The sequence below is a fragment of the Paraburkholderia diazotrophica genome, from assembly GCF_900108945.1.
GTDB classification, from domain to species: domain Bacteria; phylum Pseudomonadota; class Gammaproteobacteria; order Burkholderiales; family Burkholderiaceae; genus Paraburkholderia; species Paraburkholderia diazotrophica.
In genome coordinates this window covers 1-15,763 of the sequence record NZ_FNYE01000062.1, presented here as the reverse complement: position 1 = coordinate 15,763, position 15,763 = coordinate 1, and the positions used below count along the sequence as shown (strand labels likewise).

Below are 15,763 nucleotides of genomic sequence, written 5' to 3'. Positions count from 1 at the left end.
CGGCCTGCTGCCGATCGGAAGCGATCCACCGATCAGCAGCGCGCGACAAGCCGCGAATGAAAGCAGCACTTTGAGACCGTGAGAAGCAACGCATCGACTGCCTCGCTCACCAGAATGACGAGCGCGGTGCGACGAAGTAGCAATGGAGATTCGGCTCCGTCACCTCATGCCAACCGCTGGATATCAGCCTTCACTCGGCGCATGAGATACTGTTGTTACACCATCAAGATCCAGGGTGATCGCGCAGCTAATGGCGAGCACCGTCGCGAGACGCCGCAGTTTCAGGGCGCCACCGCATGTAGCCAAACCGTTCCACCGCGCATCCAACCTGACGAGCGCCGTATTCCCCGCGAGTGCCGCCGTTTGGCTATCCTATTCTGCACTCGATCTCAAAAACGAGTTCACCGCGTCTTGCCCAAATTCTTCCCTGCGGTTCTTGCCTGCTTCTTCAGCTCTTACGCCTGCGCCGCTAATCGTGCTTTCTCCGGTGACTCGACCACAGCCATCGGCTTCGCCACGGACGCCGGGCGTTCGATGAGAACGTCGATCTTATCCGCCATTTCGCAAAGCGAGAAAAATCCGTATTCGCCGAGCTGGTCCGTGTCGTACCGCCGTAATTTACGCATTGTTTCACCCAAACGTCTCAGCGCGGCAGGCTTGCTGTCTATTCTCTCGCTCCGAGAGATAAGCAATTGTCACACTTCGCGTGGCGTGGGATTTTCGACGCCGGATTTTCGCACAACTGGTTTAACGACGCTGTCAGGACGCACTGGAAAACCGATGCGAGACATCCTGATTAACGCGTCAGGAAATCCTGAGCGCCATTTGCTCGTAGAGCCTGCGGCCGATGCGCGAGAACCTTCTATGCCGTTGCATCATGCCTCTTTTCTCGTGGGAAATTCTGGCGCTTCCAATCGGCCGCAGCTATGGGTTTCGTGGTGGTCAGCACGAGTCAAGTAACATCTGGCGATGCGGGAGACGAAATGCGCTTTATCGCGACCATCGCTTCCCGGCGATCGCCATCAGTTGCGCTGCGCGCCCGTACTACCGCTTCCGTTGAGCCTGCGTACAACAAGACGTTATTGCTCGAATGGAGCGTTGTGGTCCGCTACGAAATCTTTGGACGTTGGGTGCGATACGTTCGGCGCAGCTTCGCACCGTGCGGTCAAATCGGCTCGCCGCGCATCCCGCACCATACGACATCTGAGGATGTGCTAGAACGTTTCGCGGCGCATGCGTTCGCATCGCGCCGCCGTGAGCGCCTCGAAGGCAAGAGCGTTCCGCTGAAGTCGGGTCGGTGTCGCGGCGTTGCCGGAGGCAGGTCTCGAGATCGGCGGGCAGAGGTGCGCGCTGCACGGCGGGATGCTCTGAAACGCACACGCATCGCCGCTATCCGATTTGCGCAATACCAATTTTCCGGGCGGTTGACCTAACCTGAGCGCCGGTGCTCCACGGCGAACTTGATCAGCTCTGCCTGACCATCTATTTCGAGTTTGCGCTTCAGATTCTGCCGATGCGTTTCGACGGTTCTCACTGACAGACCGCTGCGCTGTGCGATCTGCTTGCTCGACAGACCTTCGGCCAGTTGGTCAAGAATGTCAAGCTCTCGCGGTGTCAAACGCTCCGTAGGATCACGAAGGGTCGATGCCTGGATAAGCCGCGCGCCAAGTCCTTCGCTAAAGAACGTCTTCCCATCAAGAACCGCACCGATCGCGCGAATGATTTCCGCGCCCGGTGAATCCTTCAACAGGTAGCCGCGCGCACCGGCGCGAACAGCGTTGGTCACATACTCAACGTTGTCGTGCATCGACAGCATGAGCACGCGTATGTCAGGAAAGCGCTCATGAAACAGCGCGGCGAGCGTTATTCCATTGATCCCCTTCATGCCGACATCCATCAGAACGAGGTCGGGCTCCTGCGCAGCCGCGAGCGTCATCGCTTGTTCCGCATTCCCCGCTTCGCCGACGACGGCAAAGCCTGGCACAGCCTCAAGACGCGCGCGCAAGCCGTCGCGCACAAGCGGATGATCATCGACAAGGATGAGGCGGGCCGCGCCCGTTGGATAGCTCATGAATGGTTTGCCTGCAGTTCTTCCGGAAGCGGGCCGCGCATGAAAAGCGGCACGGTCGCCGTGACTATTGTATGGCCCGCGTGTGAGTCTAGTTGCAGGCTGCCGTTGAGAGCCTCCAGCCGCTCACGGATGTTGCGCAGACCGACGCCACCAAAAAGATCGGACTGTACGCGTTCGACATTGAAGCCCCGTCCGTCGTCGCTGATGGAGAGAGTGATCTCGCTCCCCGATACTTCGAGCGCCACCGCCGCCCGACTCGCATGTGCGTGCCGGAGAATATTGATTAACGCTTCCTGCGCGATACGAAAGAGCGTGGTTTTCACAGTATCGGGCAAGTGCGCGGCGTGATCGTGGCAAATCTGCGTGAACCCGATCGCCAGTTGACTCTGCGCGCTCAACTCGCGCGTCAGCTGTTCGAGCGCCGCGGCGAGGCCCAGATCATCGAGCATCGAAGGACGCAGTGCATGCGAGATCCGGCGCACCTCGCGCAGCGCATCAGCGAGACGCGTGATCCCCATAGACAGCGCTGCTTCTGCCGACGGGACGCGCGTTGCACTCAGCTCGAAGCGCGCAAGCGCCGATTCGAGTAGCAGCTTGACGGACACGAGCATCTGGCTGATGCCGTCGTGAAGTTCCCGTGACAGCCGCGCCCGTTCGTTTTCCTGCGACTCGACCACCTGCTGTGCGAGACGCTTGAGCTTGGCATCGGCGCTGCGATGCTCGCTTACGTTCAACACAAGCGCGCACACGGCAATCACACCAAGCCCGGCCAGCGCAATGGTGCCGATCCACATCATCGTGTGGTCAATATCGGCCGATGCGCGCCGATCGATGCTTGCGAGAGTCGTATCAACATCATCCAGATAGATGCCTGTGCCGAGCATCCAGCCCCAGCGCTGTAGTGGCACGACATAGCCGAGTTTCGCTGAGAGCTTGCCCGTCGATGGACGATGCCACACATAACGTACATAGCCGCCTCCCTGTGCCGCCACGGCGAGCAGTTGTTGGATTGTCGGCGCCCCTGCGGGATCGCGCAGCGTCCACAGGTCACGGCCGACGAGATTCGGCTCGCGCGGGTGCATCAACGAACGGCCATGCATGTCGTAGACGAAGAAGTAGCCGTCGGGTCCGAAGTCCATTTTCTGCAACATCGCGAGTGCGCGGTCGCGCAGCATGGCATCGTCGCGCGCATTCTTGCCGGCCTCGTCGTACAGAGGCTTGATGGCGCCAGTCGCGAGATCGACATAATTGCGCAATTCGATTTTCTTGCTGGCCATATAGGCCAACTGAGTCGTGTCGTGCTGCGCCTTCGCGAGCGTCGTCGCCTGATGACGCACGCCGAAGGCAATGCCAGCTATCGCGACGAGAAACGGTACGATGGCGAGCAGAAATATCTTCGCTTTCAGTTTCATCTTGGTAAACCGGTCGGTCGGGCTACGTATAACTACGTAGCACACTTACGTAGTTGTGCGCTTGTGACGCACTCGATGAAGACGAATACTACACGCCCAAAGCATGGCACATCCCTGACTATGCGCGGCGGCCCGCACAGCGAGCCGCAGTGGACCCGGCCTGCTGCGCTGATGGTCGTTTCATAAAACTATATTGGAGACTCCTATGAACCGCGCATCCAGTTTTCTGGTGTGGACGGCAGTCGCACTGTTGGGCGCATTCGCGTTCGGCACCATCGCGCTCACGCACGGCGAAAAGGTCAGCGCCCTCTGGGTCGTGATCGCCGCCGTCTGTGTCTACCTAATCGCGTACCGCTTCTACAGCCACTTCATCGCAAATCAGGTCGTGCAGCTCGACGGCCAGCGTATGACGCCTGCCGTGCGGCATAACGACGGTCTCGACTACGTGCCGACTAACAAGTACGTGCTGTTCGGCCATCACTTCGCGGCCATCGCGGGCGCGGGTCCGCTCGTCGGCCCGGTCCTCGCCGCGCAGATGGGCTACATGCCCGGCATGCTCTGGATTCTCGCAGGAGTCGTGTTCGCAGGTGCGGTGCAGGACTTCATCGTGCTCTTTATTTCGACGCGCCGGGACGGACGTTCGCTCGGCGATCTCGTGAAGATGGAGCTTGGCACTGTCCCCGGAATAATTGCGCTGTTCGGTGCTTTCCTCATCATGGTGATAATTCTCGCCGTGCTGGCGCTGATCGTCGTTAAGGCACTGACGAACTCACCGTGGGGTACGTTCACGGTCGCCGCGACGATTCCCATTGCTCTTTTCATGGGCATCTACACGCGCATTCTCCGCCCGGGCTGTATCGGTGAAGTGTCGGTGATCGGCTTCGTGCTGCTGATGGCATCGATCGTATTCGGCCAGCAAGTGCACGATTCCGCAGCACTGGCCGCCTGGTTCACGTTCAGTGGCACACAGCTCACCTGGATCCTTATCGGCTACGGTTTCATCGCATCGGTGCTGCCCGTGTGGCTGCTGCTCGCGCCGCGCGATTATCTGTCGACGTTCCTGAAGATCGGCACGATCCTCGGCCTTGCAATCGGCATTCTGATCGTCGCACCGGAACTGAAAATGCCGGCGATGACGAAGTTCATCGACGGCACGGGCCCCGTCTGGTCGGGCAATCTCTTCCCTTTCCTCTTCATCACCATCGCTTGCGGCGCAGTGTCCGGCTTCCATTCACTGATTTCATCGGGCACGACGCCGAAACTGCTCGACAATGAAGCCAACGCGCGCTTCATCGGCTATGGTGCGATGTTGATGGAATCCTTTGTCGCCATCATGGCCCTAGTCGCAGCGGCAGTGATCGAGCCGGGCGTGTACTTTGCGATGAACTCACCAGCTGCGGTGCTCGGCAACATGCCTGAAGCCGTAGCGCAGACCGTGTCTCAATGGGGTTTCGTGCTGACCCCGGAAATGCTGACGCAAACGGCAAAAGCCGTCGGTGAAACCACCATCGTGGCGCGCGCAGGCGGCGCACCGACGCTCGCTGTGGGTATGGCTCAGATTTTGCATCAGGTGATCGGTGGTCAGGCGATGATGGCGTTCTGGTATCACTTCGCGATCCTGTTCGAGGCACTTTTCATCCTGACGGCGGTCGATGCGGGCACGCGCGCCGGCCGCTTCATGCTGCAGGACCTGCTCGGCACATTCCACCCTGCACTCAAGCGCATAGATTCGCTCCCCGCCAATCTGATCGCAACTGCGCTGTGCGTCGCGGCGTGGGGCTACTTCCTCTATCAAGGCATCGTCGACCCGTTGGGCGGCATCAATACGCTCTGGCCGCTCTTCGGCATCTCGAACCAGATGCTTGCGGGAATTGCACTCGTGCTCGGCACGGTGGTGCTCTTCAAGATGAAGCGCGAACGCTTCGCATGGGTCACGCTGGTACCGACCGTATGGCTACTGATCTGTACGATGACGGCAGGCTGGCAGAAGATCTTCGATGACAACCCGATGGTCGGCTTCCTCGCGCACGCAGCGAAACTTGGCGCAGCTGCCCGTGCAGGCAAGATCGTCGCGCCCGCGAAGTCTGTTGCGCAGATGCATCGCGTCATGTTCAACGACTATATCGACGCGGCGCTCGCCGGACTGTTTATCTTCGTGGTTGTCACTGTTGTCGTGTATGGGGCGCTTGCTGTCGTGCGTGCTCGTCGCGAAGATTGTGCTACTGATCGGGAGATGCAATTCGAGATGCTGCCCACCGACCAACGTACAGTTAGCACTAACTGACCGGAGGCCGTGATGTTTTCAGGACTGAGGCACGACGTGCGTAACGCCGGGCGCTATCTCGGCCAGACCATACGATTGATGGTCGGCTTGCCCGACTATGAGACGTACGTTTCGCATATGAGGAAGATACATCCCGACCGGGATGTGATGAGCTACGAAGAGTTTTTTCAGGAACGGCAGGCAGCGCGGTACAGAGCAAGTACGGGGAAGTGTTGTTGAACTTACAGGTGCCGGCTCATCCGCAAGCAGCTCTCGTCCCGACCCATCCTGGAGCGACGACCGCCCGCGAGTTTTGACAGAGCTTTAGCACTTAACGATGCGTCATCGAACGGGTTGCTTTCATTCACCTTCACAACACGTACTTGCCACCCTGATGGGTGACCTTTCCGCGGGCGATCACCACCATACCCTTATAACGCAGTAGCACCGGGCGGTTTGAAGCCTGCTGCTACAAATCGACTCCGGGAGGCGCACACTCAATACGGCACCACACGGATTCACTTGTGTTCGTGACACACATTCGGGTACCACGTGGTGCCTGGTTGCGGACGCGAACCTTGACCGGTGAGCAAGGCCCGCGTCGAACGTATCGCACTAACGTCGAATGATTTCGAAGCGGACGACAACGCCCCGTTTGAACAACAACTTCTCGATGTCGCGCAGGCTCAACTGAACCCGGTAGAACATGCGCACGGCGCGACTGTTGACGCTTGCCGTCAAGCGATGGTCGAGATGAAGCGCAATTCTTTCGCCTTCCGCATCGCCAGATGTTATCCGAGTCACTCGGCAACGTGACAATACCTCCCGAACGAGTATCCGATTCGCGGACGAAGCTATTAAACGGGCTGGCGACACAACCCGCCAATGCCGTACGTTCGCACCGGTGCATGTTCGGTCCTTGGAGCGCGTCCAGCCCAGTCTCGTCCGACGACGTTTCTTCTTACGTTTTATAGGTGCCATACTTGCAGGATACAGCGCATAATTACCGATTCGAACGGCTTAGAGTATGCGGTAAATGAACGTTCAACGCTTTTCCGAAAATCGAAATAACCGCCAAGTCCTCTGGGAGGACGCGGACCGTGTCCTCTGTCGGGTTTGTCAATCTCGCGGCAGCGAAAGCGTTCTGGTTGTACAGACCACGGCGGCGAATCCCTCAGCCGACACCATCCTTCGTCTCACGCATGAATTCGAGCTGAAGGAGAAACTCAACAGCACATGGGCGGTACGGCCGATAGATCTGATTCGCGGAGAAGGCCGGACTGTATTGGTGCTCGAAGACCCGGGCGGCGAGCCGCTCGAACGGATGATCGGCGCGCCGATGGAAATGGGAACTGTTTTACACGTTGCCATCGGCATTGCTGAAGCGCTGGGCAAACTCCACCAGCGCGGTTTCGTCCATAAGGACCTCAAGCCCGCTCATATTCTGACAAACTGTGCGGATGGTTTCTTGCGGCTCACCGGCTTCGGCATCGCTTCAGAACTGCCCCGCGAGCGTCAATCCCCAGTGCCACCTGAGACGATTGCGGGCACGCTGGCATATATGGCGCCCGAACAGACAGGGCGAATGAACCGCTCGATTGATTCCCGAAGTGACCTCTACTCATTTGGCGTTGTGCTCTACCAGATGCTCACCGGTGTATTGCCGTTCAATGCCGACGATCCGTTGGAATTGGTGCACTGCCACGTTGCTCGCAAGCCGATGGCGCCGAACGCGCGGGCGGGGAGAATTCTGCCCGTCGTCTCGGAAGTAGTTATGAAGCTGCTCGCGAAAACGCCCGAGGAGCGCTATCAGACCGCAGCCGGTGTGGAACGTGACCTCCGACGTTGTCTCACCGAATGGGAGCGACAGCGGCACATCGAAGTCTTTACGCTCGGCGAGCACGATACGCCTGATCGGCTGTCGATTCCCAATAAACTTTATGGTCGGCAACGTGAGATCGACGCTCTGGTCGCGGCGCTTGACCGCGTCATCGCTAGGGGCACACCGCGATTGGTGCTGGTTTCCGGTTATTCGGGCATTGGTAAGTCGGCGATCGCGAATGAGCTACAGAAGGTGCTCGTGCCGTCACGAGCACTCTACACGTCGGGTAAGTTCGACCAATACAAGCGCGACATACCGTACTCGACACTGCTGCCCGCTTTTCGTGATCTGGTGCGCCGGCTTCTCACCCTGCGAGAGACGGAACTGGCGATTTGGCGCGAGGCGTTCGTGGAGGCACTGACGCCAAACGCGCGACTCGTGACTGACCTACTCCCCGAGCTTAAGCTCGTCATCGGCGACCAGCCGCCCGTCCCCGAACTGGATTTGCATCAGGCACAACGCCGTTTCCAGCTAGCCTTCCGGCGGTTCGTGAGTGTCTTTGCCCGGCAGGAACATCCGCTGGTGCTGTTTTTCGATGACCTCCAATGGCTCGATACCGCGACGCTGGACCTGTTGCAGGATTTTCTAACCTGCCCGGATCTGAAGTATCTGATGATCATTGGCGCGTATCGAAGCAACGAGGTAGACACCAATCATCCGCTGATGAGTAAGCTTCAGGCATTCAGGAGCATGGGCGCGGCGGTTGACGAGATCGCGCTCCTACCGCTTACCCGCGAGCACGTGGAGCGATTGATTGCAGAAGCGCTCCACACAACGCCGGAACGGGTCTCGCCACTTGTGCAGCTCATACATGATAAGACTGGCGGTAATCCGTTTTTCGTCATTCAATTTCTACACGCACTCGCCGACGAGCATTTACTCACTTTCGACCACAACCTGGCCTGTTGGCAGTGGCGTCTGCCACAAATTCGCACAAAGGGCTACACGGACAACGTGGCAGACCTGATGGTCGTAAAGCTGGCCCGCCTCCCTGCCGAAACGCGGCGGGCATTGCGACTGCTCGCCTGTCTCGGCAATACCGCAACGCTCGGGATTCTGTCGAAAATGTTGGGGAAAACCAAGCAAAGTGTGCGCACGTCGCTGATACCAGCGGTACACAAGGAGCTTGTCGATGATCTGGGAGATGCCTACAGGTTTGCGCACGACCGGGTGCAGGAAGCTGCCTATTCGCTGATCCCAGAAGGCTTGCTTCCAAAGGTCCATCTGCGTATCGGGCGCCTGCTCGCGACACAAACCTCTCCCGAGAAGCGCGAGCAGGCGATATTCGATATCGTCAGTCAACTCAACCGCGGGACAGCGCTGATGGATGATCAGGAGGAACGCGACCAACTTGCTGCATTCAACCTGATAGCCGGCCAGCGCGCCAAGACGTCGACGGCCTACGAATCAGCGCTCACTTATCTCATCATGGGTGCGCAACTCCTAGCCGACGACCGCTGGGAGCGCAAGCACGAACTCATCTTCACACTCGAGTTAACTCGAGCCGAATGCGAATTCCTGACCGGTCGACTGTCGAACGCAGAGCAACGCTTGAACGTGCTGTCACTTCGCGCAACACGTATCATCGAACAGGCGATCGTCACATGCCTGCAAATGGACGTTTACCTGACTCTTGATCAGAGCGATCGTGCAGTCGCTGTTTGCCTCGAACATCTCCGTCGCGTCGGGATTCATTGGTCAGCCCATCCTAGTGAAGAAGAAGTACAACGGGAGTACGAGCGCATCTGGATCCGGCTTGAGGGTCGAGTGATAGAGGACCTCATCGACTTGCCACTAATGAAGGACCCAGATTCTCTTTCGACGGCTGATGTGCTGAGCAAGCTCTTGCGCCCAGCATGGTTCACGGACGCGAATCTGGCCTCGCTGACGATATGCAAAGCGGTCAGTCTCAGCCTGGAGCATGGCAACTGCGACGCGTCCTCTTTCGCGTATGTTATGTTTGCACGGATAGCGGGACCGCGGTTTAACGACTATCAAAAAGGGTTCAAGTTTGGCGATCTCGGCTACAGGCTCGTCGAACAACGCGGCCTCAAGCGCTTTCAGGCGGTCACGTATCTTTGCTATGCGCTTTATGTCGCGCGCTGGACGAAACACGTGCGGATGAGCCGTGAGGTGCTGGATAATGCATTCAAGGCGGCGAATCGAATCGGAGACCTGCCGTCTGCCGCCTACACGTGCTGCCATGTCATTTCCAACCTGCTGTTTGTCGGCGAGCCATTAGGCGCGGTGGAGCATGAAGCCGAACAGGGCCTAGTCTTTTCCGAAAAGACGGGCTTTGGCATGGTTGTCGATAACCTGAGCACGCAGCTCGCGCTAATTCGAATGCTCCGCGGCTCAACACTCCGATTTGGGAGCCTCGATGACCGCAACGTCAATGAACCTCGCTTCGAGCATCGTTTGTCGGGCAACCCCGCGCTGGCGACCGCTGCGTGCTGGTACTGGATCAGGAAATTGCAGGCACGCTATATTGCCGGCAACTACGCGGAAGCTGTTGACGCTGCAGGGACGGCGCAACAACTGCTCTGGACGTCTTCGTCACATTTGGAGGAATGTGAGTATCACTTCTACGGCGCGCTGGCCCGAGCGGCATATTACGATCACGTTCCGGCCGGAGAGCGGCAGGTTTGCCAAGATGCCATAGCGACGCATCACCGGCAACTGAAAATCTGGTCGAAGAACTGCCCCGCAAATTTCACAGATCGCGTGGCGTTGGTCGGTGCCGAGATTGCCCGGTTGGAAAATCGCGATGTTGACGCGATGCGGCTCTTTGAAGAAGCCATCGTGTCAGCACGCGCTAATGGCTTTGTCCATAACGAAGCTGTAGCGAACGAACTCGCGTCCCGTTTCTACGCGACACGCGGTTTTGAGAAGATCGCACGCATATATGCCAAAGAGGCCCGACAGGCCTACCAACGGTGGGGTGCCGATGGCAAGGTGCGACAACTCGACGACCTTCATCCGCATCTCATGGACAAGGAGCGAGCGCCAACGCCAACTACCACTATCGGGGCGCCCATCGAACAATTGGACCTCGCTACCGTGATCAAGGTATCGCAGGCAATCTCGCGCGAGATCGTCCTGGACAATCTGATCGATACGGTCATGCGCACGGCGATCGAACAGGCGGGCGCGCAGCGGGGAATGCTCATCCTACCAGACGTCGACAAACAATGGATAGCGGCTGAAGCTACAACGGACGGCAACATGGCTCTCGTGCAGTTGAGGACTGTGCCCATTAATGCGACGTTGATGCCCGAATCAGTGCTTTACCATGTCTTACGCACCGGGGAGAGCGTCATCCTCGACGATGCCGCAGAGGACCCTGCATTTAGCACGGATCGCTATATCCGCGAGCATCGGCTGCGTTCTATCGTCTGCTTGCCTCTAACGAACCAGGCCAAGCTTACGGGCGTGCTCTATCTCGAAAACAATCTGATCACCCGCGCATTCGCTCCTGCTCGAATTGCAGTGCTTCGCCTTCTGGCCTCACAGGCAGCAACATCGCTTGAGAACACTCGCTTGTATGAGGACCTTACGGAGCGCGAAGCTAGAATCCGTCGTCTCGTCGACGCAAACATCATCGGCATCATCGTGTGGAACGCTAATGGCGACATTCTCGAGGCCAATGACGCATTTCTGAGAATGGTGGGATACGAGCGCGAGGACCTCGTCTCAGGCCGCATACGCTGGAGAGATCTGACGCCGCAGGAATGGCAAGAGACCACGCAAGATGCCCTAGCACAGATTTTGCGGACGGGGCGCGTGCAGCCATCCGAAAAGGAATACATTAGAAAGGACGGCAGCCGTGTACCTGTTATGGTTGGCAGAGTTGCTTTCGAATCCAGTCGGAAAGAAGGCGTCGCCTTCGTGGTCGACCTGTCAGAGCGAAAAGAAGTGGAGCACCGCTTGCGGGAATCATACGAGATGCTGCGCGAACTCACCTCGCGTCGCGAGACGGCACGCGAAGAAGAGCGCAAACGTATTGCACGTGAAATGCACGACGAACTCGGGCAGCATCTCACCGCACTTCGCCTAAGACTCTCTGCTTTGCAGATGAAACTGTACACTGACTGTCCGAAGCTTGTCGAGCAGACGCAGGCACTGGTTTCTCTCGTGGACCAAACAATGCAAGTTGTACGGGGCGTCATCACATCGCTACGCCCAGCCGCGCTGGACACAGGCATCGTGGCCGCACTCGAATGGCTCGCTGCCGAGTTCAATCGCAATCGACGTATAGAGTGTCGCCTGCTCGTGCACGATGAGAACATCGCAATGGACGAGGACCGGGCTATCGTGCTGTTTCGCCTGGTTCAGGAGGCACTGACCAACGTCTCTCGTCATGCGAAAGCCACGAGGGTGGTCATCACGCTTGAGCGGACGGCTAATGCTTACCTTCTCGAAGTACGCGATGACGGCGAAGGTTTCGACGTTCAGGCTGCCCGAAAGAAATCCTTTGGCCTGGTGGGAATGGAAGAGCGCGTTCTGATGCTCGGCGGCCAAATCGAAATTGTCAGTTCACCGGGTGCCGGAGCTGTAATAAAAGCGAGCCTGCCTGATAGTTAGGCCGCGATCGCAAAATGCGGGATGTTCGTCAACCGCACGCCGCACGCCATGCGTAAGAATTCGCCGCAACGGCACAAATAGTTCGTCCAGATGCCATGCGGTACCGGAAGCGCGGGCGCGGCCCGCCGTGCAAAACCCGTGCGAAATGTTCACACCTGCGTCGAATGGGTTTCGTAGCGGACGAAAACAGCCCGTTTGGACAGCAACTCCGCGATGTCGAGCAGTAACTCAAAATCGTTATTACCAGCGCACGGCGCAACAGACAATTTCAATGTGGCCGCCGAGCGGCTGGGCGGGCACTGACCATCACCCAGCGAGAGTTTCCAGTCCTTCTTGCCGACTTTAAAGGCCATGTACAGGGACGGCCACCCGCCGTCGAATTCTGCCCGCGGAGAACCGTGTCAGGCGCATCCATTTGCGTGCCCCTTCCGAGAAAACGAGTGTGCGAGCCCCGTCTTACTCCTGTCGGGCGCACGCGCACCATCGCTGCGCTCCCGTATGGCATCTACGTGAGGACCACACGCACGTCAGCGGACAATATCAAAGCTGTAATCTGTCTTCGAAATATCAATGGTATTCGCGTCCATTGTTTCGAAGAACTCATCCAGCAGCGCCAATAGAATTCGCAAGCCGCCAGAATACCCCCAAGTCGGGTAGCGATGATAGTGATGGCGGTCGAATATGGGGAACACGAGCCGTACGAGGGGCGTCCCAGTGTCGCGCTCCAGATACTTTCCGTATGTGTTGCCAATCAGGAAGTCCACTGGCTCCGTGAATAGCAGCGAGCGCATGTGCCAAAGATCGCGTTTTGGGTAGACCTTGCATCCTGCACCGTATGGCGATGCATCCAACAGGGCTCTGACCTTCTCTGCCCAGCCATCGTTGCCATTCGTTGCGAGCACGTGCACCGGCTCCGCACCGAGTTCAAGCAGGAATTGCGTGTACCCGAGCATCTGGTCCGGATCGCCATAAAGGGCGTAGCGTTTGCCGTGCAGATTCGCCTGACTGTCCGCCATGGCATCGACGAGTTGGCCGCGCTCCTTTTCGAGCTCTGCGGGAATTGGTCTGCCGGTCACACGCGAAATCTCCATGAGGAAGTGGTCGGTCCCGCCAACGCCGACGGGCGCATTCAGCGAGATCACTTCCTGGCCATGATCGGCGATGAACTTGCCCGTCTTCTCACAGCAAAACTCCTGAAAGACGAACGTTGCCTTTGCGTTCAACGCGCGCTCGACCTCCTCTTTCGTTGTTCCGCCCTGGTACATCCGGAACTCGCCATCGGTTGGCGTATTCCATGTCTCGGACGGGTCACAAATGATGTTGACTTTTACCCCGAACAGATCAAAGATCCGTCGAACCTCTTTCATATTGCCGACCACGAAACCATCGAATCCACCGATAAAGTTCACGGTGTCGTCCGGCACGCGAGTGAGCGGTGTGGTAGTGCCAGCCTTGCCGTCCCAAAAATACTTCAGAATGCCCAATAGCGCATTGTCGTAGCCGGTCACATGGCTGCCCACAAACGCGGGCGTGTGGGCAAACGGCACGTCATAGTCTTGCGGTACGCTGCCCTTCTGCTTGCTGTTCTTAATGAACGCATCGAGGTCATCGCCGATCACCTCTGCCATACATGTTGTCGAGACGGCAATCATCTCGGGCTTGTACAGGTTGTATGCATTCGCGAGGCCATCGATCATGTTGTTCAGCCCGCCGAACACCGCGGCGTCCTCTGTCATCGACGAACTGACGCACGACGTCGGCTCCTTGAAATGTCGCGAGAAATGCGAGCGGTAATAAGCCACGCAGCCCTGTGAGCCATGCACGAACGGCAAAGTCTTGTAAAAACCGTTGGCCACGAAGACTGCGCCAAGCGGCTGGCACGCCTTTGCTGGATTCACTGTCAGCGAATCTCGAGCAAAATTCTTCTGCTTGTAATCCTCAGTCTTTGTCCATTCGGCGACCTGCGTCACCGCCTCATCAGGATGATTGAACTCGAAGTTTTCCCTCTTGTTGCGGAGAAGTTCCTGATACTCTGGCTCGCGAAAAAGCAGTTCGTGATCGAGAATTTTATCGGTGGATTGGGGCATGACACGCTCCTGAATCGAAAATCTGAACAGCCTTCTGTCGGCACCGTTGTGCCATAAGCGCCCGGTTGCGCTCAGGCAGCCTTTTTCCACGGGGCCTTCGAGAGACCCCATACTGGACTCGAGATCGCCATGTCCATGTCGCGCGCAAAGATCGCGAAGCCGTCGTAGCCGTGATAGGGGCCGGAGTAATCCCAGCTGTGCATCTGCCGGAAGGGGACGCCCATCTTCTGAAAGACGTACTTTTCCTTGATGCCCGAGCCGACGAGATCCGGCCTCGTGTGCTCAACAAATTTCTCGAATTCATAGCCGGTCACGTCGTCGTAGATCAGTGTGCCGTCGTTAACGTGGTGCGTCGTGCGCTGGTAGTCGTCGTTGTGAGCGAACTCGTAGCCGGTACCGACGACTTCCATGCCAAGGTCTTCGTATGCCCCGATAACGTGACGCGGGCGCAAGCCGCCCACAAACAGCATCACCTTCTTGCCTTGCAGACGCGGCTTATACCTAGCTATGACAGCATCCATCAACGCGCGGTATTTAGCGATCACTTTTTCGGCATTCGCCTTGATTGTGTCATCAAATCGGCTCGCGATCTCACGCAGGCTCTTCTCGATCATTGTCGGACCGAAAAAGTTGTACTCGACCCACGGAGTCCCATACTTCTCTTCCATGTGCCGGCTGATGTAGTTCATTGACCGGTAGCAGTGCAGCAGGTTAAGCTTGGATTTCGGCGTACTTTCGAGTTCAGCAAGCGTGCCATCGCCCGACCACTGCGCGATGACGCGCAAACCCATCTCCTCAAGCAGGATCCGGCTTGACCACGCATCGCCGCCGATGTTGTAGTCACCGATGATCGCGACGTCGTAAGGTGTCGACTCAAGTGAGGGCCGCCTGTTCGGATCGGCATGGTCGAACACGCAATCGCGGATCGCATCGTTTGCAAGATGATGGCCGAGTGACTGCGACACACCGCGAAAACCCTCGCAGCGTACCGGCACGATCGTGTGCCGCCCGTACTGCGTGCTCTTCTTCTTTGAGACTGCCTCGATGTCGTCACCGATCAGACCGATCGGACACTCAGTCTGGATGGAGATACCTCTGTTGAGCGGAAAGAGCTCCTGGATCTCGTCGATGATCTTGTCGAGCTTCTTGTCGCCGCCGAACACGATGTCCTTCTCCTGGAAATCGGAAGTGAACTGCATCGTGACGAACGTATCGATGCCCGTCGTGCCGACATAGTAGTTGCGGCGCGAACCCCACGAGTACTGGCCGCAGCCGACGGGGCCGTGACTGATGTGAATCATATCCTTGATCGGCCCCCAGACAACGCCCTTAGAGCCGGCGTACGCGCAGCCGCGAATCGTCATCACGCCGGGCAGCGACTTGATGTTGGACTTCACCCCACAGTCGGGCTTGCCCTGTTCAAAGGAACCCAGATGCTTGGCGCGGCGCTTGGCCATCTTTTCG

General features: G+C 57.9%; 10 protein-coding genes. 5 read left to right on the top strand and 5 right to left on the bottom strand.

All coding sequences use genetic code 11. The features are described from left to right. Positions 1–411: 411 nt before the first annotated feature. A complete protein-coding gene (locus BMW76_RS42715; protein WP_177200623.1) occupies positions 412–960 on the top strand; it encodes a hypothetical protein in 549 nt (182 codons plus the stop codon). Between the two features lie 469 nt (positions 961–1,429). On the opposite strand, the gene BMW76_RS37910 is transcribed toward BMW76_RS42715, so the two are convergent. Beyond that, the gene (locus BMW76_RS37910; RefSeq protein ID WP_090873866.1) at positions 1,430–2,071 is read right to left on the bottom strand and encodes a response regulator; all 642 of its coding nucleotides are present in this window, start codon (positions 2,069–2,071) and stop codon (positions 1,430–1,432) included. Continuing rightward, positions 2,068–3,483 (bottom strand): cache domain-containing protein, encoded by a 1,416-nt coding sequence (locus BMW76_RS37905; RefSeq protein WP_041766642.1) that lies wholly within the window; start codon positions 3,481–3,483, stop codon positions 2,068–2,070. Before BMW76_RS37905 ends, BMW76_RS37910 begins: the two co-directional genes overlap by 4 nt. Positions 3,484–3,688: 205 nt before the next feature. Between BMW76_RS37905 and BMW76_RS37900 the strand changes: the two genes are divergently transcribed. The 4 genes from BMW76_RS37900 (at position 3,689) to BMW76_RS37890 (ending at position 12,212) form a co-directional block, all read left to right on the top strand. After that, entirely contained in the window at positions 3,689–5,767 is a 2,079-nt protein-coding gene (locus BMW76_RS37900) for a carbon starvation CstA family protein (RefSeq protein WP_012406786.1), read from the top strand. Between the two features lie 12 nt (positions 5,768–5,779). Continuing rightward, the gene (locus BMW76_RS37895) at positions 5,780–5,986 is read left to right on the top strand and encodes a YbdD/YjiX family protein (protein ID WP_012406785.1); all 207 of its coding nucleotides are present in this window, start codon (positions 5,780–5,782) and stop codon (positions 5,984–5,986) included. 345 nt (positions 5,987–6,331) lie between these two features. Continuing rightward, on the top strand, positions 6,332–6,562 hold the full coding sequence (locus tag BMW76_RS40820) for a hypothetical protein (RefSeq protein WP_143062436.1): 231 nt from the start codon (positions 6,332–6,334) through the stop codon (positions 6,560–6,562). Positions 6,563–6,782: 220 nt separating this feature from the next. Beyond that, a complete protein-coding gene (locus BMW76_RS37890; protein ID WP_012406784.1) occupies positions 6,783–12,212 on the top strand; it encodes an AAA family ATPase in 5,430 nt (1,809 codons plus the stop codon). Between the two features lie 149 nt (positions 12,213–12,361). Here BMW76_RS37890 and BMW76_RS41540 read toward each other — a convergent pair whose 3' ends face one another. The 3 genes from BMW76_RS41540 to nifD form a co-directional block, all read right to left on the bottom strand. Then, the gene (locus tag BMW76_RS41540; RefSeq protein WP_090873865.1) at positions 12,362–12,565 is read right to left on the bottom strand and encodes a hypothetical protein; all 204 of its coding nucleotides are present in this window, start codon (positions 12,563–12,565) and stop codon (positions 12,362–12,364) included. A 174-nt stretch (positions 12,566–12,739) separates the two neighbouring features. Beyond that, positions 12,740–14,299: a nitrogenase molybdenum-iron protein subunit beta gene (gene nifK, locus BMW76_RS37880; RefSeq protein ID WP_015004771.1), complete on the bottom strand. Its 1,560-nt coding sequence runs from the start codon at positions 14,297–14,299 to the stop codon at positions 12,740–12,742. A gap of 71 nt (positions 14,300–14,370) precedes the next feature. Beyond that, positions 14,371–15,763: nitrogenase molybdenum-iron protein alpha chain (gene nifD / locus BMW76_RS37875; RefSeq protein ID WP_090873864.1), on the bottom strand; the 1,393-nt coding region annotated here is incomplete at its 5' end.

Bases quoted from the DNA above. Each gene is read 5' to 3' on its own strand.
- BMW76_RS37910 (WP_090873866.1), bottom strand. From the start codon at position 2,071: ATGAGCTATCCAACGGGCGCGGCCCGCCTCATCCTTGTCGATGATCAT.
- BMW76_RS37905 (WP_041766642.1), bottom strand. From the start codon at position 3,483: ATGAAACTGAAAGCGAAGATATTTCTGCTCGCCATCGTACCGTTTCTC.
- BMW76_RS37900 (WP_012406786.1), top strand. From the start codon at position 3,689: ATGAACCGCGCATCCAGTTTTCTGGTGTGGACGGCAGTCGCACTGTTG.
- BMW76_RS37895 (WP_012406785.1), top strand. From the start codon at position 5,780: ATGTTTTCAGGACTGAGGCACGACGTGCGTAACGCCGGGCGCTATCTC.
- BMW76_RS37890 (WP_012406784.1), top strand. From the start codon at position 6,783: ATGAACGTTCAACGCTTTTCCGAAAATCGAAATAACCGCCAAGTCCTC.
- BMW76_RS41540 (WP_090873865.1), bottom strand. From the start codon at position 12,565: ATGGCCTTTAAAGTCGGCAAGAAGGACTGGAAACTCTCGCTGGGTGAT.
- nifK (WP_015004771.1), bottom strand. From the start codon at position 14,299: ATGCCCCAATCCACCGATAAAATTCTCGATCACGAACTGCTTTTTCGC.